This window comes from Dorea sp. 210702-DFI.3.125 (assembly GCF_020560945.1).
In the GTDB taxonomy this organism is placed as follows: domain Bacteria; phylum Bacillota; class Clostridia; order Lachnospirales; family Lachnospiraceae; genus Dorea; species Dorea formicigenerans.
Genome location: NZ_JAJCNF010000016.1, coordinates 56,560 through 73,081, shown reverse-complemented (window position 1 = coordinate 73,081; position 16,522 = coordinate 56,560). Strand labels below are relative to the sequence as shown.

Below are 16,522 nucleotides of genomic sequence, written 5' to 3'. Positions count from 1 at the left end.
CATAATAGTGAAGCGTGCGAACGCTGATACCTGTTAAATCTGATATTTCTTTTACAGTTCTCATAGCTACTGACCTCCTGTTCTTGATAAGATAACTTTAAGCTATGACGCTCCGAGAGGGTCAATAGGTATTTTGAATTTTAGTATAACATTTTTCTGCTCTAAAGGAAAAAGGTTGTTTGATATTCAATTATAATAATTCAAGACTGTCCTCTGCATCTACCCACATCTGTAAATTTCCATCCAATGCCAATGTCGCATATTCCAGTGGTTCATCTATTGCCAGTGCATTTAAGGCGCATTGTGAACCGGGAGTTGTCCGTAAGCCATCTTCTGCAACATTGCAGTCAATTCTTAAAGTATATCCATTGAATGTTGTTACATCAATACTGTTATGATACATATCGTATTCCGCATAAATTAATCTCATTTTTATCTGTCCTTTCCGTTGAAAATTATCTAATACATCATTTTATCCATAGATACCCGAATTTTGTATAGTTCTTATTTTATCCCTCAGAAAGTCAAACTCATGTATCGTTATTGATCAATATGGGATTTACGGTATTGGCAATCGCAGACCGAATGGGACATGAGAGCATTGATATCACTTACCGATATGCGCATCTGTTTCCAAGTGAGCAGACAAAGATGGCAGAACAGTTGGATATTGAAAGGATGGAAAAATCAAATGGAGAAGAATCTGGACAGTAAAGGAAGATGGAGAAACAAAATCGTAGCATTCCGGGTATCACCGGAAGAAGCAGAGCAGATTGATGCATGTGTCCGATTGTCAGGACTTAGCAAGCAGGACTATATCACAAAACGATTAACTGATCGGGAAATTGTGGTACAGGGAAATCCAAGAGTGTATAAAGCATTGCGAAATCAGATGGCAGAGATTTATGAAGAATTGAAACATCTGGAAAAATGCAGTGAGGAAAACGAAGAGTTGCTGAGTACCCTGAGATTGGTCGCAGAGACATTGTATGGATTGAAAGGGGAAAATGAATGACAGCAAAAGAAAAAATGACTGCTCCGATTGCATCTGTTGGCGCAGATGTGGAACAGCCATCAAGTAATAAATTAACCAACCAAAGTATAGCAGATTTGCCCGGTAAGGGCAATCTGCAAGCCACAAATAATGCGGAAAATACAGCAAAATCAGCAAATAAAAAGAATCCAGATGATCTGGAAACAGTTTCTATGATGGAATTATACGATACCGCATATCCACCAAAACTGCCAATTGTAGATGGACTTCTGTATAACGGAACTTACTTGTTTGTCGGTTCGCCGAAAATTGGAAAATCATTCTTTATGGCACAGATCGGGTATCACATCAGTAAAGGAATTCCATTGTGGGGCCTTTCGGTCAGACAGGGAACAGTTCTGTATCTAGCATTGGAAGATGATTATGCAAGGTTGCAAAAGCGGTTATCACAGATGTTTGGAATGGAAGGCAGTGAGGATTTTTATTTTGCTACAAAATCCAAATCGCTCAATGACGGACTGGAAAGACAGCTTGTAACGTTTGTGACAGAGCATAAAGATACAAGGCTGATTATCATTGATACTCTTCAGAAGGTTCGAGAGGTCGGTGGAGATAAATTCAGTTATGCCAGCGATTACGAGATTGTAACAAAGCTGAAAGCATTCAGTGATAAATATGGCATCTGTTTTCTGGTTGTGCATCATACAAGGAAAATGGAATCTTCAGATAGTTTCGATATGATTTCCAGTACGAATGGTCTGCTGGGAGCTGCGGATGGAGCGTTTGTTATGCAGAAAGAAAAGCGTACAGATAATAAAGCAGTTCTGGAAGTGGCAGAGCGTGACTAACAGGATCAGAAACTGTGGTTGAATTTTAACCGGGAGAGATGTGTCTGGGAACTTACAAAGACAGAAACAGAACTTTGGAAAGAACCAGAAGATCCATTGTTAGAAAAAATCAAAGAACTTGTAACAGAGATTACGCCAGAGTGGGCAGGAACAGCAACAGAGCTTGTGGAAGTATTGCAGGTGGAAATGCAGCCGAACGCATTATCACGAAAATTAAATGTCAGCCTGGAACGATTGATTCTGGAATATGGAATCCAGTATAAAGCGGAACGAGGACATGATGGAAGAAAGATCAGATTAGCCTTTGTTGGAAAACAAGCGTGACGATATGTGACGGTTGTGACGGTATTTTATATAGCGTGTCGGTAGTGAAAATATCGTCATTATCGTCACGGAAAGGAGAAACATGGAAAGAAAATCACAGGTGCAGATACCAAAAGATTTATTACTGGCATTGTTCCAGTATCATCTCGCCGGGAATGAGGAATATTTGCCGGAGATAGAAAAAGCATTGATGGAAAAATTAGACAGTATGGTAAAACGTCAGTTATATACAACATTCAAAACAGCACCAACCGAGGAAGAGCGGGAAAAGGCGAGACAGGAATATTTGGATAAATGCGGAATGCATGAGGACTTTCGATGGTAAGTGTTAATGAAACAGATGGTAGAAAAACAGGGTGTAAATGAAAACTTAAAGAGGCAGGATCAGATGAGGTGGGTTAGATTGATGAATAATGTCAAAGCCGGCGCGGAAGAAATTGTGATGAGAGAAATAATTTATGTGTAAGAATAGATGGTAGAGACATGAGATAAAAATTAATTAGAAGTTAAAAAAACAGAATGATAATTAAACAAAGGCTCAATTGTAAACATGAACTAGTAACGATATAATTATAGCGAGAACAGGAGGTGAGAACAATGCGTATTGGTGAACAGATAAAAAACTATAGAAAAATTGTGGGATTAACACAAGAACAGGTGGCAAATTATTTGGGAGTGTCAACTCCTGCGGTAAATAAATGGGAAAAGGGAAATACATATCCGGATATCTCATTACTTCCAGCTTTGGCACGATTATTGAAAATTGATATGAATGAATTGTTTTCGTTTCGTGAAGAATTGACCGAAAAAGAGATTGGACTATTTGTGAATGAACTTTCGGAAGTTTCATTGGACAGCTTTACAAAGGCTTTCGAGATGGCATCTCGTAAAATACAGGAGTATCCTCATTGCGACTTATTAATTTATAAGATCGCAACTGTTCTGAACGCATCTTTGACTTTGTCAGATTTTAATGACGAAGAACGAATGGAATATAATACAGTTATCATTGAGTGGCTGGAACGAACAGCAGATAGTCAGGATGAAAGAGTGAGAAATTCAAGTGTTTTTATACTTGCAACGAAATATGTCCAAATGGAGAAATATGAAGAAGCAAATGTCCTTTTGAAAAAATTCCTGATACTGTAATTGATGCAACGATTATGAAAACAAGTGTACTAGCGCATCAGGAAGGAACAGATACTGCTGCGTTATTCTTGGAGGGAAAATTGCTACAGGCAGTTATCAATGTCCAAAGCTACTTGTATAAGTTAATAGAAATGGAAGAAGAGACAGGAAATCATGATAAAGCAGAGAAAATTGCTGAGATTACAGATCAAATGATATCACTGTTTGGACTATGGAATTACGGCAACACAGTGCCATATCTGCTGATTGCTGGATATCGAAAAAACGTAGAAAAATGTGTTCAATTAATTAAGCAATTATTAAGCGAATCACAGAAGCCTTGGAATATGATACAATCCCCTTTGTATTACAGGTATGAAGATACTGCACAGGGAAAAGCCTTTTCGGGAATTGGAAAAAATTTTGTTCGTGAATTGTATTCGGAAATTGAAAATAAGAAAGAGTATGAATTCTTGAGAGGGAATAAGGAACTCGAATCAATTTTTGAGGAACATTTAAAATAGATTGTAAAAAATATATAGAGATAGAAAAGCTGTAAAAATCTACGTTGAATTTTACAGCTTTTTGTGTATAATAAAAGTAACAGAAACAATATGAATATGGACTGCATAGTAGGTTGTGCTCATGAGAGAGAAGCGAATGCGAATGTCCGCTTTATCAAGGAAAGGAGCTGAAAAAATATGGCAAATATTTTACCAGTGTCTGATTTGAGAAATTATAATGAAGTTCTGAAGAACTGTCATAAAGGAGAACCAGTATATCTGACAAAGAATGGCAGAGGACGTTTTGTAGTTATGGATATTGAAGACTATGAGCGTGGTCGTGCAGAGAAAAAGCTTCTCCTGAAGCTGCAGGAAGCTGAAGAAGCAGTGAAAGATGGCGAAGGTTGGCTGGATCTGGACGAACTGAAAGCACTTGTGGGGGAATAAGATGTTAAAATTGCGGATCAATCCGATTGTTGCAAAGGATTTGAAAAACATCCGAGATTATATTGCTGAAGATAACGAAGAATATGCAGCAAAGACCATAATGGAAATTTACGGTAAATTTGAAAACCTTCAGATGTTTCCTGGAATGGGGTCAGATCTTTCAAAACGAGTCAGCTTTCGGACGGACTATAAATATGCGATATGGGAAGATTATGTGATTATCTACAAGATAGGAAAAGAGTATGTAGAGATTTATCGTGTGATTAATAGGTATCAGGACATTACAAGGATTTTTGAGTAAGATTTATAATACTTAAAAAGTCGGTGCATAAGGAAACATAATTATGGATAAAGTAATAATTTGGGTTAATGAAAACAAGGAATGGTTTTTTAGCGGTATTGGAGTAACTATTGTAACATTGATATTTGCAGCAATAAGAAAAGTATTTTGTAAGAAAAAGCAAGAAAAAAAGCAGACAAGGATAGAGCAAGTTAATTATGGTACAAAAAGTACTCAAATAGGAATTCAAAATAACTATTATACGGAGGAGAAAAGCGGTGAGTGATGAAACAAAAATAATACAAAAAGCAGCACTGGGATCTGATACAACACAGATTGGGGAACAAAATAATTATTATGGTATGACAGCAGAAGAAGCGAGTAATTTAGCTATAAAATTGTTTATGGATAATTTTCCTAGACTGCAAGAAGAAGCCAAGAAGATTGCTAAAGAGCGAGCAGAAGAATTGTGTAAAAATATAGTAGATAAACTAAAAAAACAAGGGAAAACAAATTTCTCTGAATTTTCAGATCCTGATATTCAATATATTTTAAATAAGTCACATCAGGAATATGCACGATTTGGAACTCAAACATTACATGATTTGTTAAGTGATCTTATTGTTAACAGAATAAATTATGATAATGACTACTATATGAAAATCCTTTTAGATGAAGCTGTAGAAATTGTAAAATCACTATCAGAAGTTCATTTAAATTATCTTTCGCTAATATTTTTATGTAAAGAAATAAGGATGAATTCTATTAATTCTATTGATTTACTTAAAGAACATTGTGAATATATTTGCTCAAAAATGCCAATTACAAATGGGATAGAGAGCAGTGTCCCCTTTTTATATATGCTTAGATTATTAACTATTTCTTTAGGAAATGCAGACGAGGTGTATGCGAAAAGATACAATTTGGATATAGGCAAGGTTAAAGAAATACTACCATTAGCAATGAATAGTATTCCAGGGGATTATAGTTTAACCCCAGTAGGAATTATAATTGCAATTATAAATATACATAATAAAACAAATCTAAATTTAGACTTTAAAATATGGATAAAATCTATTTGAAAAAATATCGAGGAATTGTCTTAGAAAATGATAACATATATTTGATAACAAAATGATAACACCGTTCAGTACAGCCTGTGGACTTTGGACAGTGGAACACATATAAAACCAGATAGAACCATAATTCCTATACAAAAATGTATAGTGATAAGATTTTATTTGCGAATTTGAGTAGCGGACTAAATTGCGAAAAAGCCCATAAATAAAGGATTTGCGGGCTGGCTGGATGTTCCAGTGGAGTGCAAATGGAGTTAAAAAATATTTTTTCTTTGTTTTCTTTCCGGAGTTATCTGAGATTTTCGCAAAAAGTAACTATGCTCAGAAAATATAATTAGTGTGAATATGAAGAACAGTTTGTTTTGATGGAAATATTTTCAGTCAGGGCAGACTGTTTTTTTATACCCTTTTTCAATGATATAAACTCCATGGTTCAGTGATAACACATATGGAAACTGTAAAATTAAGATAATTTGCTAAATTTCGGAAAATGATGTCCGATTTTGCATCTGCCAGTACAGAGTATATGAAGAGATAAATATTCAAAATACAGGAGGTACTGATTATGCAGAACAAATTATTTTTAAAGGCAGCTGATATATGTGAACTTCTGGAGGTGAAACAGACATCGGCTTATGAGATCATTGGCAATCTGAATAAGGAGCTGGAAGAACAGGGATATTTGACGCTTAGAGGAAAAGTTCCGACAAAGTATTTTGTGAAGCGTTTCTACGGGGTAGAAGATACCTGTGAGATTCCACAGGAAGAAGGAAAGGAATGGTTTCATGCATAGGAGAAAAATGTATTTATCAGTGGAAGACATTGCAGAACTCTTTGGATTATCAGTTTCGTTTGCTTACCGGGTGGTGGAAAGAATGAATGCCGATCTGGCAAGCAAGAACTATTATGTGATTCTCGGTCGGGTGCCAACCCGCTATGTAGAGGACAAGATCTATGGTCTGGAACATGTTGAGCAGTATTTGAAGGAGGATAAAGCGGTATGAGTATGGTGCAGGAAAAAATGTATATGGATGTGGATGATGTGTGTGCAATTCTTGGAGTTTCAAAAACTTATGCATGGAAGTTACTGTTTTGGTAGCTGAGACTATGAAGAAAAGTCTGTAAATAATAATCTTCTATGATAATGATTGAGCTGGAAGCGCTAAATTAGAGCTTCCAGCTCTTGCTATATATATACGACATGATCTCGGGCATGTCAAGAGCAGACGTCAAAAACGTCCTTCTCATCATGCATATAGATTCTGTTATTCTGGGAGTCGTCCCTCATACATAATGCTGAGTTCACCGTAGACCCGTCCCCAGTTTCTAATGCTCATAGTCCATTTTTTTGTGGCTTCAAAAGTTGCCAGATACAGGGCTTTCAGGAGTGCTGTATCACTTGGAAATACGCTTCTCTGACGGTTGAGCTTACGGTAGGTAGAATTCAGACTTTCAATTGCATTGGTCGTGTAAATAACCTTTCCGACATCCGGTGAAAACTTGAAAATCGGCGTTATTGCATCCCAGTTATCATACCAGCGTTTCATAGAATTCGGGTATTTTGCGGTCCATTTTTCAGTAACACGATTTAGTACTTTTTAAGATAAAGTAGAAATAGTGCAATTTTCACAGGATATTATACAAGAATTACATAGAAATATATCGTATTATTGATATAGTATTCTTGAATTGTATGTGAGGAGAAAACTATGGCAGCTGAAAGAAAAACATTAACACAGTTATCTGTGCCAATATGCTTAGAAACTTTTTTTTATATGCTTTCAGGTATGGTCGATACGCTTATGCTATCATCTGTAAGCGACCAGGCTGTAGGAGCAGTGGGAACAGCAAATACATATATAGGTGTTTTTATTATCATGTTCGGCGTAATATCGTCGGGTATGATAGCTGTTATGTCACAAAATATCGGAGCCGGAAGACCGGGGATAGCGTATCAGGCAAGACAACTTGGACTTATATTCAACGCATTGATAGGTATCGTAATGTCTGTCATTCTTGCTACTTTTTCTGGTGGGGTACTTCGAATCGTAAGTATTGCTCCGGCTTTGCTTGAGCCGGCTGAAATATATCTTAGAATTGTTGGCGGCGCATGTTTTTTAAATGCACTGATTCCTATTTTCTCCAGTTATTTGAGAGTATTTGGATATACAAAACATTCTTTGATAGGAACTGTTGTTGGAAATGTTCTCAATATAATACTTAATTCAGTATTCTTATTTGTATTCAACTGGGGTGTAATGGGAGTTGCTGTTGCCACGGTTATTTCAAGAGTTATAAATCTTATTATTGTAGCAGGTATGGGGGCTGTGCTTATAAAAGCAAAACAGAGTCCTGAGCGAATTGCATCAAGAAAGATATTTGCGCAGATTGTTAAGATTGGTTTTCCTTCTGCGCTTGAAACAGCACTTTACAACATCGCAATGACCTTTATTGTGCGTTTTATGAATCAGATGGATGTGGATGGAATGAATGTTACAGCACGCTCATATGCTGTACAGATTGCAAATTTCTCATATTGTGTGGGAGCTGCCCTTGCTCAGGCAAATGCAATTATGACCGGTTGGAGAATTGGAGCAAAAGAGTTTGAGGAATGTAACAGGGGAACGAGAAAAGCTGCGATATACGGTATCATCACAGCGAGCTGTTTTTCCGTGATATTTGCATTGGCAGGACATTTTATCGTGCATATATTTACTGATGATACACAGATGATAAATCTTGTGGTAAAGTTGTTAATAGTAGATGTCTTTCTTGAAGTTGGAAGGGTAACAAACCTTGTATATGGTCAGGCATTAAAAACGAGTGGAGACGCACTTTTCCCGGCTATACTAGGTGCAATATTTATGTATTTGTTTGCAGTTGGCGGAACTTATTTTCTCGGAATACACATGGGACTTCTGGCTGTAGGATCATATATTGCTATGGCAGGTGACGAATGTGCGAGAGCTGTGGGAATGGTACTTAGATGGAAGAGTGGAAAATGGAAAAGTAAAGGTCTTATAGAAGTATAGGAGAGATTATGTACTTTGAATTAAAGGAAAATAAACCGCATGGTACAAAGGATGATCCGTTTAGTACATATCATATAAAAAATGAGGGACGCTCATTTCAGATACCGGTACATTGGCATGATGAACTGGAAATTATATATGTAAAAAGTGGGTTTTTGACTGTAAGTATATCAGGAGAAAATTATACTGGAACCCCCCGGGGATGCTTTTGTAGTGTCGCCGGGCAATCTGCATTTCATGGGTTCACAGGCCGGAGAAGTGGATTATTTTACTTTCCTTTTTCCACTTGAATATATCTCTTTTTGCACAGATGACATGTTAGATGATAAATTGCTTACTCCATTAAAAAATGGTCATTTGATGATAAGACCAAGGATCAAGGATGCAGCAAAAGAGTTGTGTGAGCAGTTGGCCGAAATATATATGGCAAAAAATGATGAAAAGAAGTTGGGAATAGCTGTTCAGATAAAGACAAAAATAATTCTTTTACAATTTATTCTTCACATGTGGGAGAATGGATTTATAATCGAAAATGATAAAAGTGGAAGAAATACTGTAGAAAAAGAGATGATTTCATACATACAGCAGAGTTTTACAGGGGAGATATCATTAAAGGAACTTGGGGAACAGTTCCATCTTTCTGAAAAATATGTATCGCAATATTTTAAAGAACATTTTCATATTACGCTTTCAAAATATGTTACATATTTGCGGTTGGAGCATGCAAAACAGTTGTTACAAAATTCGGACATTCCAGTTACAGAGGTTGCAATGCTCAGTGGCTATCAGAATGTAAGTTATTTTATCAGAAGCTTCAAAAAAACATACGGAGTGTCTCCGTTAAAATATAGAAAAAATGAGCCGAGTACATGGATTTAGAGGAGTGTGAAAGAAACATAAACGATGTTACAAACAAAAGGTTAGGGAACACCTGAAAGGGAGTTTCCTAACCTTTTGTTGTATAGAGCTGTTATCAGTCTGTTCAATCAATAAATAATCAGGCAATTTTATGCTACAGGAACATTTCCTGTAGATTTCCTTTCAATCAGCTGTGTATGCAATAAAAATGTACTGATTGAAACGCCATTAAGAAGACTGGATAACGCAAAGAATCCACTTTTTCCAAGTTCAATACGCTCTTGTCTGATTGTAGTCAGTGGAGGTGATGTATAAGCAGCGATTGGCAGATCATCAAATCCGATAATGTTGACATCATCAGGAACCTGATATCCGAGCTGTTGGCATTGGATAAGAGCTGCATTCGCAAGGGTATCCTGGCTGCAGATGATAGCTGTTGTTCCATTTTCCAGAAAACGAGGTAAATGTTTCTCCATACATTCTGACAGATAATAAGAGCAGCCGGTGGTGGCAGGAGAAGTCTTCAGTCCATGTTGGTGCATGGCACGGAGAAGAAAAAGAGCAGTTATCTGAGGAAAAGCAACAATTGCAGGGCGTTTCCGACAGATATGATCGGGTAGTGCGTGTTCTTGGAGAAAATGTTGTAGAGGATGCGGTACAGCAAGATATACAAGAGCAGAAAGCATTAGAAGAAAAACGGCAAGTGGAGCAAATGCCCAAAGGAAGTATTCACGAAAGATTGGCTTGGGGTGCCAGAAAAAGTGAGATGGAGAACCAGCAACGTAAGAAAAATAAAACAAAGAACAGAGGAATGGAGAGATGAGACGATGAAAAAGCATATTTATGAAGAAAGTAATAGATTGAGCTACACAATGCATGGAGATTATTATCTGCCGGATTTGGTAGTGAATGAGGAAGAATCGACATATGGTAAATACGGAATGTTGCGAAAACAGTTTCTGAAAGTGCATAGACCGGCACGATATCAGTATTTATTGATGACGGGGGAGCTGACGGCACACTTGAATCGAGTTGAACAGGAAGCCAGAGAACAGGTGAAAATTATGCTGAAGCAGATGGCGGAAAAACAGGATGTGACGGAACAAATGAAAATGCAGGATCAGATGAAATGGGTTGGTTTAATGAATAGCATCAAAGCCTGTGCAGAAGAAATTGTGTTGAAAGAGAGGGTATATATGTGAGTAGAAAGGGTGATCGAAAGGCTGCTCTTTACAAAGATGAAAATAAAAATTGCTGAAAAGGCATGAGTGTTGTAGTGTAAAACTCTTTTGACATTGTGTTTTCCGTTAAGTAAAATATCTTTGATAGACAGATAATGAAAAAATGATTATTCTTGGCTCAGATCAAGAGAACAAATTACTTGCGAAGGGAGGAAATTATATGGAGCTGAGTATACAGATAAAAAAATACCGAACAGAGCTTCATCTATCACAGGAGGAATTGGCAGAAAAGGTATATGTAACAAGACAGACAATTTCTAATTGGGAAAACGAAAAGAGTTATCCTGACATTCATAGCTTGTTACTTCTTAGTTCATTGTTTAATGTATCTCTCGATCAATTAATTAAAGGAGATATAGAGAAAATGAAAGAAATTATTAGCGAGCAAGAAATTAAAAAGTTTAATTATTATGGTTCCATCTATACAGTTCATTTGGCCGTGTTGATTATATCGGCAGTACCTTTGTTTATGTGGCTCGGAAGGTATGCGTATATTCCGTTTGGGATTTTATTTATTATTACAATGTACTGGGCGTTAAAGGTTGAAAAACTAAAAAAGAAAAATGATATACAAACCTATAAGGAAATTGTTGCATTTACGGAGGGAAAAAAATTGGATGAACTTCATAAGGCAGTTGAAGTGGGAAAACGTCCTTATCAAAATATATTAAAGGTTATTATCAGTGCGGGTGTTACAGCGATGATTTGCTTCTTAATTGGAGTACTGATGCACGTATTCTTGAATTAATTAAATTTAAGGATATTTTGATTTGTAGAATTATAAAATAGAGCATTTTTCTCGCAGATTTTAACCGGTAGTTAAGAAATCGAAGCCATAATTAAACGAAGGCTCAATTGTAAACACATATTAGAAATACTATAATGAGAATATAAACAGGAGGTAGGAACAATGCAAATTGGTGAGAAGATAAAAAACTATCGGAAAACTGCGGGATTAACACAAGAACAGGTGGCGGATTATTTGGACGTTTCTACTCCTGCGGTAAATAAATGGGAAAAAGGAAACACATATCCAGATATATCATTACTTCCGGCAATTGCTCGATTATTAAAAATTGATATGAATGAACTATTTTCATTTCGTGAAGAATTGACAGAAAAAGAGATTGGACAATTTGTGAATGAGCTTTCGGAAGTTTCATTGGATAGCTTTATAAAAGCTTTTGAGATGGGAAAAAATAAAATAAAGGAATATCCTCATTGTGATTCGTTGATTTATTCAATTGCTACGGTTTTAAATGCAGCGTTAACTTTATCCGATGTCGATGATGAGAAAAAGTTGGAATGCAATAATGTGATTGTTGAATGGCTGGAACGAACTGCTGAAAGTCCGAATGAAAAGATAAGGATTTCCAGTATTTTTATGCTTGCAGCGAAATATATACAAATGGAAAAATATAAAGAAGCAAATATTTTTTTGGATAAAATTCCAGATACTGTGATAGATGCCACAATTATGAAAACGAAGGTACTAGCACACCAGGAAGGGACAGATATTGCAGCGTTCTTTTTAGAGGGAAAACTGATGCAGACAGTTACGAATATACAAAACTATCTGTATAAGTTGATAGAAATGGAAGAAGAAACCGGAAATCATTGTAAAGCAGAGGAGATTGCCGAAATCACAGAACATATGGTGTCGTTATTTGGTCTGTGGGATTACGGTAAAGTAGTACCATATCTATTGATTGCCGTGTATCGAAAGGATGTAGAAAAATGTATTCAGTTGATAAAAGAAGTGCTGATGGAGTCACAGAAGCCATGGAAGATGGTGGAATCACCTTTATATTACAGATATGTGGATACAGTGCAGGGAAAGTCTTTTTCAGGTGTTGGAAATAATTTTGTTCGTGCATTAGCTACAGAAATTGAAAATAAAGAAGAGTATGAATTTTTGAAAGGAAATAAAGAATTGGAGGCGATTTTTTCTCAATATTTGAAATAGATTGCGATAAAAATATATAGAATGACAAAATTAAAGCTGTAAAAATCTACGTTGAATTTTACAGCTTTTTGTGTATAATAAAAGTAGCAGAAACAATTTAAAATCAAAGGAAGGAGCTGAAAGAATATGGCAAATATTTTACCAGTATCTGATTTGAGAAATTATAATGAAGTCCTGAAAAACTGTCATAAAGGAGAACCGGTATATCTGACTAAGAATGGCAGAGGACGTTTCGTAGTCATGGATATTGAAGATTATGAGCGTGACCAGGCAGAGAAAAAGCTTCTGATGAAGCTGCAGGAAGCTGAAGAAGCGGTGAAAGACGGAGAAGGCTGGCTGGATCTGGATGAATTAAAAGCACTTGTGGGGGAATAAGATGTTAAAACTGCGGATCAATCCGATTGTTGCAAAGGATTTGAAGAACATCCGGGATTATATTGCCGAAGACAACGAGGAATATGCTGCGAAGACGATAAAAGAGATTTATGGTAAATTTGAAAATCTTCAAATGTTTCCGGGAATGGGGGCGGATCTCTCCAAACGGGTCAGCTTTCGGACAGATTATAAATATGCGATATGGGAAGATTATGTGATTATTTACAAGATCAGTAAAGAATATGTAGAGGTTTATCGTGTAGTTAACCGATATCAGGATATCACGAGAATCTTTGATTGATAACAGAGATGTGATAACAAATTGATAACACCGTTCAGTACAGCCTATGGATTTAGGACAGTGGAACACATATAAAACCAAATAGAACCATAATACCAATACTAAAAAGTATAGTGATGAGATAAACGATCCGCGAGGATGCGCAGTGATTCTGATAGGAATATGTCAGCTTTTCTGACCAGAATCACGCGCCAAGTCTCACGGACGTTCGACTTGATTTGATCAGGACACTGATCTTAGAATGGATATGAGAGAAAAGAAAAGTAATGCGAAGCCACTCGCATTACTTTTCTTTTCCATCAATGAGATATTCATAAGATATTTCGAAAACTTCAGAAAATGCTTTGATTTCAACATCAGTAACAAAGCGCTTATTTGTTTCAATTCTTGTAATTACATTTTTGTCCATATCATAGCCGCGCAGTTGAAGCTGATGGGCAAGCATCCGCTGGGACATATGGTTTTTCTCACGAAGCTCGATGAGTCTTTTACTGATTAAGTTCTTTTCTCCGGTGGCTGTCTTTGGTTTTGGCATATAAATGCTCCTCTCTTTTGTAATTGAAAAATGAGATTGTCTCATTTTTTGCTCTATTTATTGATTTTACAGTTGAGGTAAGAACAAAACGGTTGTAAAAGTGAGACAGCATGGACGTTCTTGGATTTTATGAATAGTGTGTTATAGCGAAATTAATTTGAAAAATTACTTTCATCAATAATCTCTTGACAAATCCCTTTGAAATCACGTATCCTCATAGTATAAAAGCGCTTTCATAAGAGCTTGGTATGCAATGCAAAGCAGTGAAAAGAGGAAAAAGATGAATATATATGATATAGCAAAAGAAGCCGGAGTTTCTATATCAACGGTTTCTCGTGTTATGAATAACAAAGGGAATGTGAATGCTGCTACAAGAAAAAAAGTAGAAGCAATATTGGACAAGCATGATTATACGCCCAGTGCGATTGCGCGTGGTATGGTAAGTAAAACAATGAAGACGGTTGCAGTACTGACTGTGGATATCCGCGTGCCGCATTATGCGAGAACTGTTTATACAATTGAACGGGAGTTTAGCCACAGAGGGTACGAGGTCGCAATCTGTAATACGGGTGGTGAGTTGGAAGAGACAGCCAAGTATTTAAAGACAATGCTTGAGAAAAAAGTAGACGGAATCGTACTGGTCGGTTCAATTTTTAATACACTTTGCAAAAAAGATGAAATTGGAAATATGATCAAGAATACACCGGTAGTGCTTGCGAATGGAAAACTGGAACTGCCGAATTCCTATTCTGTCTTAGTTGATGACCGGTATGGCGTTTCTCTGGCAGTGGAACATCTGCTAAAAAGAGGGCATCTTGATATGTACTATCTAAAGGATATGGATACGGTTAGTGCCAGGTTAAAAAGTGAAGGGTTTATAAAAGCATTGGAAAGTCACGGTGTTAGTGACGCGAAGCAATATGTGATCGATACGGACAGAAGTATCGGTGGAGGAATCGAAGCGGTTGAAAAACTGATTGCCGAGAATAAGAAATTTACAGCCATTGTCTGTGGAGAAGACATTACAGCAACGGGAGCGGTGAAAGCGGCATTGCGTGCCGGGCTTCGAGTACCGGAAGATGTAGCGGTTACCGGGTACAACAATTCAGAATATGCAAGAATCTGTGAACCACGTCTTACGACTATTGACAATAAGCCGGAGATGGTTGCGATGATGAGCGTGCAGCTCCTTACAAGTTTGATTGAACAGACGGATGTGTACTCTTCCTGTGTGATTCAGCCGGAATTGGTGGAAGGAAAGACAACATAAGCTGACATAAGACAACAAAAAAGACGATATAGGTGAAAGATTGCAGATAGAGCTATAAAAAGCAGAAGGATTTTCAGAAAGAAAAACTGAAAGTACCTCTGCTTTTTTTCTTTATAATCTTCAATAAACTGAAAGCGCTTGCATAAAATATGAAAGATTGTTAAAAAATAATCGTTATTTTGTACTAAAATAAATGCTAGAATTTGAACATAATGCCGAAAAAAATAAAAATATGCGCATGAAATTGACAAAACGAGTGAAATAAATATAATGAAAAGTAAAGAAAGCGCTTCTATAAATTTTCAATAATATTTTCTCAAAATTGAAAGGAGATTAATATGAGAGTTCAATATGATGTAATGGTGCAGGAGTTTGCAAGAGTATTAGAGAAAAAAGGATTCACTCATGAAGATGCCGAGAATGCGGCAATCATTTTCGCACAGAACAGTCTGGCTGGTGTATACTCCCACGGACTGAACCGTTTTCCAAGAGTTGTCAGCTACCTGGAGAAAGGTGAGATTGATCCGAATGCAAGAGCAACTTGTGAGATGAAGATGGGAGCGATTGAACGTTGGGATGGACATCGTGGATTTGGACCTCTGAATGCAAAACGTGCAATGGATCGTGCATGCGAGCTTGCGAAGGAGAATGGAATTGGTTGTGTAGCTCTTGGAAATAATAACCACTGGATGCGTGGTGGTACATATGGCTGGCTTGCAGCAGATCATGGTTGTATCGGAATCTGCTGGTCTAATACAATGCCGAACATGCCTGCATGGGGTGGACTGAACCGTAAGATCGGAAATAACCCGTTGATCATGGCAGTGCCTCGTTCTAATGGGGAACATGCAATGATCGACTGTGCTGTATCTCAGTTTTCTTATGGAAAGATTGAAGATTGTCGTCTGAAAGGACTGAAACTTCCGGTGCCGGGAGGATATGATACAAAGGGAGAACTCACAACAGACCCTTCAGAAATCGAGAAGACATGGCGTGTGCTTCCGATGGGATACTGGAAGGGAAGTGGACTTTCCATCGTGCTGGATCTGATCGCAACAGTTCTTACAGATGGAAACTCTGTATCAAAAATCGGAACATTCGGTGACGAGATTGGACTTACTCAGATTATGATTGCAGTAGATCCTACAAAGTTCAACACAGTGGAGCAGACAGATGCAATTGTAGATGAGATTCTTGCAGATGTGAAATCTTCTGAGCCGATCAAAGAGGACGGAGAAGTTCTTTATCCGGGAGAGTTAGAGCTTAAGAACATCAAAGAGAACAAAGAACAGGGAATCCCGGTTGTTGAAGAAGTATGGGAATCTGTTCTGAAGATGTAAT

At 37.1% G+C, this 16,522-nt stretch carries 23 protein-coding genes and 5 pseudogenes; 24 read left to right on the top strand and 4 right to left on the bottom strand.

Going from position 1 to position 16,522, the window contains the following annotated elements; translation table 11 throughout:
• Nucleotides 1-190 precede the first annotated feature (190 nt).
• Nucleotides 191-430 (bottom strand): DUF6061 family protein, encoded by a 240-nt coding sequence (locus tag LI164_RS09295; protein ID WP_055213328.1) that lies wholly within the window; start codon nucleotides 428-430, stop codon nucleotides 191-193.
• 98 nt (nucleotides 431-528) lie between these two features.
• Here LI164_RS09295 and LI164_RS09290 point away from each other — a divergent pair.
• The 14 genes and pseudogenes from LI164_RS09290 to LI164_RS09225 all read left to right on the top strand — a co-directional run.
• A pseudogene (locus tag LI164_RS09290) lies at nucleotides 529-714 on the top strand (site-specific integrase); the annotation flags it as partial.
• The gene (locus tag LI164_RS09285; protein ID WP_022250154.1) at nucleotides 692-1,015 is read left to right on the top strand and encodes a hypothetical protein; all 324 of its coding nucleotides are present in this window, start codon (nucleotides 692-694) and stop codon (nucleotides 1,013-1,015) included. The pseudogene LI164_RS09290 and the gene LI164_RS09285, both read left to right, overlap by 23 nt.
• Nucleotides 1,012-2,166 (top strand): annotated as a pseudogene (locus tag LI164_RS09280) (AAA family ATPase). The gene LI164_RS09285 and the pseudogene LI164_RS09280 overlap by 4 nt, the downstream one beginning before the upstream one ends.
• Before the next feature lie 82 nt (nucleotides 2,167-2,248).
• Nucleotides 2,249-2,491 (top strand): hypothetical protein, encoded by a 243-nt coding sequence (locus tag LI164_RS09275; RefSeq protein WP_023921621.1) that lies wholly within the window; start codon nucleotides 2,249-2,251, stop codon nucleotides 2,489-2,491.
• 6 nt (nucleotides 2,492-2,497) lie between these two features.
• The gene (locus tag LI164_RS09270; RefSeq protein ID WP_117605780.1) at nucleotides 2,498-2,632 is read left to right on the top strand and encodes a TnpV protein; all 135 of its coding nucleotides are present in this window, start codon (nucleotides 2,498-2,500) and stop codon (nucleotides 2,630-2,632) included.
• Nucleotides 2,633-2,763: 131 nt separating this feature from the next.
• Nucleotides 2,764-3,315 carry a helix-turn-helix domain-containing protein gene (locus LI164_RS09265; protein ID WP_227087027.1) on the top strand — a complete coding sequence of 184 codons (552 nt, stop codon included), beginning with the start codon at nucleotides 2,764-2,766 and terminating at the stop codon, nucleotides 3,313-3,315.
• Nucleotides 3,316-3,329: 14 nt separating this feature from the next.
• Complete coding sequence (locus tag LI164_RS09260) at nucleotides 3,330-3,818, top strand: hypothetical protein (protein ID WP_227087026.1); 489 nt, start codon at nucleotides 3,330-3,332, stop codon at nucleotides 3,816-3,818.
• Between the two features lie 177 nt (nucleotides 3,819-3,995).
• Nucleotides 3,996-4,244: a type II toxin-antitoxin system prevent-host-death family antitoxin gene (locus LI164_RS09255; protein WP_117605781.1), complete on the top strand. Its 249-nt coding sequence runs from the start codon at nucleotides 3,996-3,998 to the stop codon at nucleotides 4,242-4,244.
• Between the two features lies 1 nt (nucleotide 4,245).
• Nucleotides 4,246-4,545, top strand: coding sequence for a type II toxin-antitoxin system RelE/ParE family toxin (locus tag LI164_RS09250; RefSeq protein ID WP_117605782.1), 300 nt, complete (start codon nucleotides 4,246-4,248; stop codon nucleotides 4,543-4,545).
• A 43-nt stretch (nucleotides 4,546-4,588) separates the two neighbouring features.
• Nucleotides 4,589-4,810 carry a hypothetical protein gene (locus LI164_RS09245; protein ID WP_207659794.1) on the top strand — a complete coding sequence of 74 codons (222 nt, stop codon included), beginning with the start codon at nucleotides 4,589-4,591 and terminating at the stop codon, nucleotides 4,808-4,810.
• Nucleotides 4,803-5,606 carry an LPO_1073/Vpar_1526 family protein gene (locus tag LI164_RS09240; protein WP_117605783.1) on the top strand — a complete coding sequence of 268 codons (804 nt, stop codon included), beginning with the start codon at nucleotides 4,803-4,805 and terminating at the stop codon, nucleotides 5,604-5,606. The genes LI164_RS09245 and LI164_RS09240 overlap by 8 nt, the downstream gene beginning before the upstream one ends.
• A gap of 562 nt (nucleotides 5,607-6,168) precedes the next feature.
• Complete coding sequence (locus LI164_RS09235; protein ID WP_008705329.1) at nucleotides 6,169-6,396, top strand: hypothetical protein; 228 nt, start codon at nucleotides 6,169-6,171, stop codon at nucleotides 6,394-6,396.
• Nucleotides 6,389-6,607, top strand: a complete 219-nt coding sequence (locus tag LI164_RS09230) for a hypothetical protein (protein WP_117495223.1) — start codon at nucleotides 6,389-6,391, stop codon at nucleotides 6,605-6,607. The genes LI164_RS09235 and LI164_RS09230 overlap by 8 nt, the downstream gene beginning before the upstream one ends.
• On the top strand, nucleotides 6,604-6,702 hold the full coding sequence (locus tag LI164_RS09225; protein ID WP_227087025.1) for a helix-turn-helix domain-containing protein: 99 nt from the start codon (nucleotides 6,604-6,606) through the stop codon (nucleotides 6,700-6,702). Before LI164_RS09230 ends, LI164_RS09225 begins: the two co-directional genes overlap by 4 nt.
• A 166-nt stretch (nucleotides 6,703-6,868) precedes the next feature.
• On the opposite strand, the pseudogene LI164_RS09220 reads toward LI164_RS09225, so the two are convergent.
• Nucleotides 6,869-7,186, bottom strand: a pseudogene (locus tag LI164_RS09220) (transposase); the annotation flags it as partial.
• A gap of 126 nt (nucleotides 7,187-7,312) precedes the next feature.
• On the opposite strand from LI164_RS09220, the gene LI164_RS09215 reads away from it, so the two are divergent.
• Nucleotides 7,313-8,635, top strand: a complete 1,323-nt coding sequence (locus tag LI164_RS09215; RefSeq protein WP_227087024.1) for an MATE family efflux transporter — start codon at nucleotides 7,313-7,315, stop codon at nucleotides 8,633-8,635.
• A gap of 8 nt (nucleotides 8,636-8,643) precedes the next feature.
• Nucleotides 8,644-9,514, top strand: a pseudogene (locus tag LI164_RS16325) (AraC family transcriptional regulator).
• Between the two features lie 128 nt (nucleotides 9,515-9,642).
• On the opposite strand, the pseudogene LI164_RS09205 reads toward LI164_RS16325, so the two are convergent.
• Nucleotides 9,643-10,044, bottom strand: a pseudogene (locus tag LI164_RS09205) (substrate-binding domain-containing protein); the annotation flags it as partial.
• On the opposite strand from LI164_RS09205, the gene LI164_RS09200 reads away from it, so the two are divergent.
• From LI164_RS09200 to LI164_RS09175, 6 genes are all read left to right on the top strand, one after another.
• A complete protein-coding gene (locus tag LI164_RS09200) occupies nucleotides 9,930-10,316 on the top strand; it encodes a hypothetical protein (protein ID WP_227087028.1) in 387 nt (128 codons plus the stop codon). The pseudogene LI164_RS09205 and the gene LI164_RS09200 overlap by 115 nt on opposite strands.
• A gap of 4 nt (nucleotides 10,317-10,320) precedes the next feature.
• Nucleotides 10,321-10,695 carry a TnpV protein gene (locus LI164_RS09195; protein ID WP_117682781.1) on the top strand — a complete coding sequence of 125 codons (375 nt, stop codon included), beginning with the start codon at nucleotides 10,321-10,323 and terminating at the stop codon, nucleotides 10,693-10,695.
• Nucleotides 10,696-10,894: 199 nt separating this feature from the next.
• Nucleotides 10,895-11,482, top strand: a complete 588-nt coding sequence (locus LI164_RS09190; protein ID WP_040015510.1) for a helix-turn-helix transcriptional regulator — start codon at nucleotides 10,895-10,897, stop codon at nucleotides 11,480-11,482.
• 162 nt (nucleotides 11,483-11,644) lie between these two features.
• Nucleotides 11,645-12,700 (top strand): helix-turn-helix domain-containing protein, encoded by a 1,056-nt coding sequence (locus LI164_RS09185; protein ID WP_117682782.1) that lies wholly within the window; start codon nucleotides 11,645-11,647, stop codon nucleotides 12,698-12,700.
• A gap of 126 nt (nucleotides 12,701-12,826) precedes the next feature.
• Nucleotides 12,827-13,075: a type II toxin-antitoxin system prevent-host-death family antitoxin gene (locus tag LI164_RS09180; protein WP_117682783.1), complete on the top strand. Its 249-nt coding sequence runs from the start codon at nucleotides 12,827-12,829 to the stop codon at nucleotides 13,073-13,075.
• Nucleotide 13,076: 1 nt separating this feature from the next.
• Complete coding sequence (locus LI164_RS09175) at nucleotides 13,077-13,376, top strand: type II toxin-antitoxin system RelE/ParE family toxin (protein ID WP_005333604.1); 300 nt, start codon at nucleotides 13,077-13,079, stop codon at nucleotides 13,374-13,376.
• 283 nt (nucleotides 13,377-13,659) lie between these two features.
• Here LI164_RS09175 and LI164_RS09170 read toward each other — a convergent pair whose 3' ends face one another.
• On the bottom strand, nucleotides 13,660-13,911 hold the full coding sequence (locus LI164_RS09170; protein WP_005339884.1) for a helix-turn-helix domain-containing protein: 252 nt from the start codon (nucleotides 13,909-13,911) through the stop codon (nucleotides 13,660-13,662).
• Between the two features lie 280 nt (nucleotides 13,912-14,191).
• Here LI164_RS09170 and LI164_RS09165 point away from each other — a divergent pair, with 280 nt between their 5' ends.
• Together LI164_RS09165 and yiaK are read left to right on the top strand one after the other, a co-directional pair.
• Nucleotides 14,192-15,181 (top strand): LacI family DNA-binding transcriptional regulator, encoded by a 990-nt coding sequence (locus tag LI164_RS09165; RefSeq protein WP_022278841.1) that lies wholly within the window; start codon nucleotides 14,192-14,194, stop codon nucleotides 15,179-15,181.
• Nucleotides 15,182-15,519: 338 nt separating this feature from the next.
• The gene (gene yiaK, locus LI164_RS09160) at nucleotides 15,520-16,521 is read left to right on the top strand and encodes a 3-dehydro-L-gulonate 2-dehydrogenase (protein WP_005333608.1); all 1,002 of its coding nucleotides are present in this window, start codon (nucleotides 15,520-15,522) and stop codon (nucleotides 16,519-16,521) included.
• The last annotated feature ends 1 nt before the right edge of the window (nucleotide 16,522 follow it).

Coding starts and splice junctions, on each gene's coding strand:
- LI164_RS09190 (WP_040015510.1), top strand. CDS start 10,895: ATGGAGCTGAGTATACAGATAAAAAAATACCGAACAGAGCTTCATCTA.
- LI164_RS09260 (WP_227087026.1), top strand. CDS start 3,330: ATGAAAACAAGTGTACTAGCGCATCAGGAAGGAACAGATACTGCTGCG.
- LI164_RS09275 (WP_023921621.1), top strand. CDS start 2,249: ATGGAAAGAAAATCACAGGTGCAGATACCAAAAGATTTATTACTGGCA.
- LI164_RS09250 (WP_117605782.1), top strand. CDS start 4,246: ATGTTAAAATTGCGGATCAATCCGATTGTTGCAAAGGATTTGAAAAAC.
- LI164_RS09180 (WP_117682783.1), top strand. CDS start 12,827: ATGGCAAATATTTTACCAGTATCTGATTTGAGAAATTATAATGAAGTC.
- LI164_RS09165 (WP_022278841.1), top strand. CDS start 14,192: ATGAATATATATGATATAGCAAAAGAAGCCGGAGTTTCTATATCAACG.
- LI164_RS09235 (WP_008705329.1), top strand. CDS start 6,169: ATGCAGAACAAATTATTTTTAAAGGCAGCTGATATATGTGAACTTCTG.
- LI164_RS09255 (WP_117605781.1), top strand. CDS start 3,996: ATGGCAAATATTTTACCAGTGTCTGATTTGAGAAATTATAATGAAGTT.
- LI164_RS09270 (WP_117605780.1), top strand. CDS start 2,498: ATGAAACAGATGGTAGAAAAACAGGGTGTAAATGAAAACTTAAAGAGG.
- yiaK (WP_005333608.1), top strand. CDS start 15,520: ATGAGAGTTCAATATGATGTAATGGTGCAGGAGTTTGCAAGAGTATTA.
- LI164_RS09215 (WP_227087024.1), top strand. CDS start 7,313: ATGGCAGCTGAAAGAAAAACATTAACACAGTTATCTGTGCCAATATGC.
- LI164_RS09170 (WP_005339884.1), bottom strand. CDS start 13,911: ATGCCAAAACCAAAGACAGCCACCGGAGAAAAGAACTTAATCAGTAAA.
- LI164_RS09230 (WP_117495223.1), top strand. CDS start 6,389: ATGCATAGGAGAAAAATGTATTTATCAGTGGAAGACATTGCAGAACTC.
- LI164_RS09295 (WP_055213328.1), bottom strand. CDS start 430: ATGAGATTAATTTATGCGGAATACGATATGTATCATAACAGTATTGAT.
- LI164_RS09285 (WP_022250154.1), top strand. CDS start 692: ATGGAGAAGAATCTGGACAGTAAAGGAAGATGGAGAAACAAAATCGTA.
- LI164_RS09195 (WP_117682781.1), top strand. CDS start 10,321: ATGAAAAAGCATATTTATGAAGAAAGTAATAGATTGAGCTACACAATG.
- LI164_RS09265 (WP_227087027.1), top strand. CDS start 2,764: ATGCGTATTGGTGAACAGATAAAAAACTATAGAAAAATTGTGGGATTA.
- LI164_RS09185 (WP_117682782.1), top strand. CDS start 11,645: ATGCAAATTGGTGAGAAGATAAAAAACTATCGGAAAACTGCGGGATTA.
- LI164_RS09245 (WP_207659794.1), top strand. CDS start 4,589: ATGGATAAAGTAATAATTTGGGTTAATGAAAACAAGGAATGGTTTTTT.
- LI164_RS09225 (WP_227087025.1), top strand. CDS start 6,604: ATGAGTATGGTGCAGGAAAAAATGTATATGGATGTGGATGATGTGTGT.
- LI164_RS09175 (WP_005333604.1), top strand. CDS start 13,077: ATGTTAAAACTGCGGATCAATCCGATTGTTGCAAAGGATTTGAAGAAC.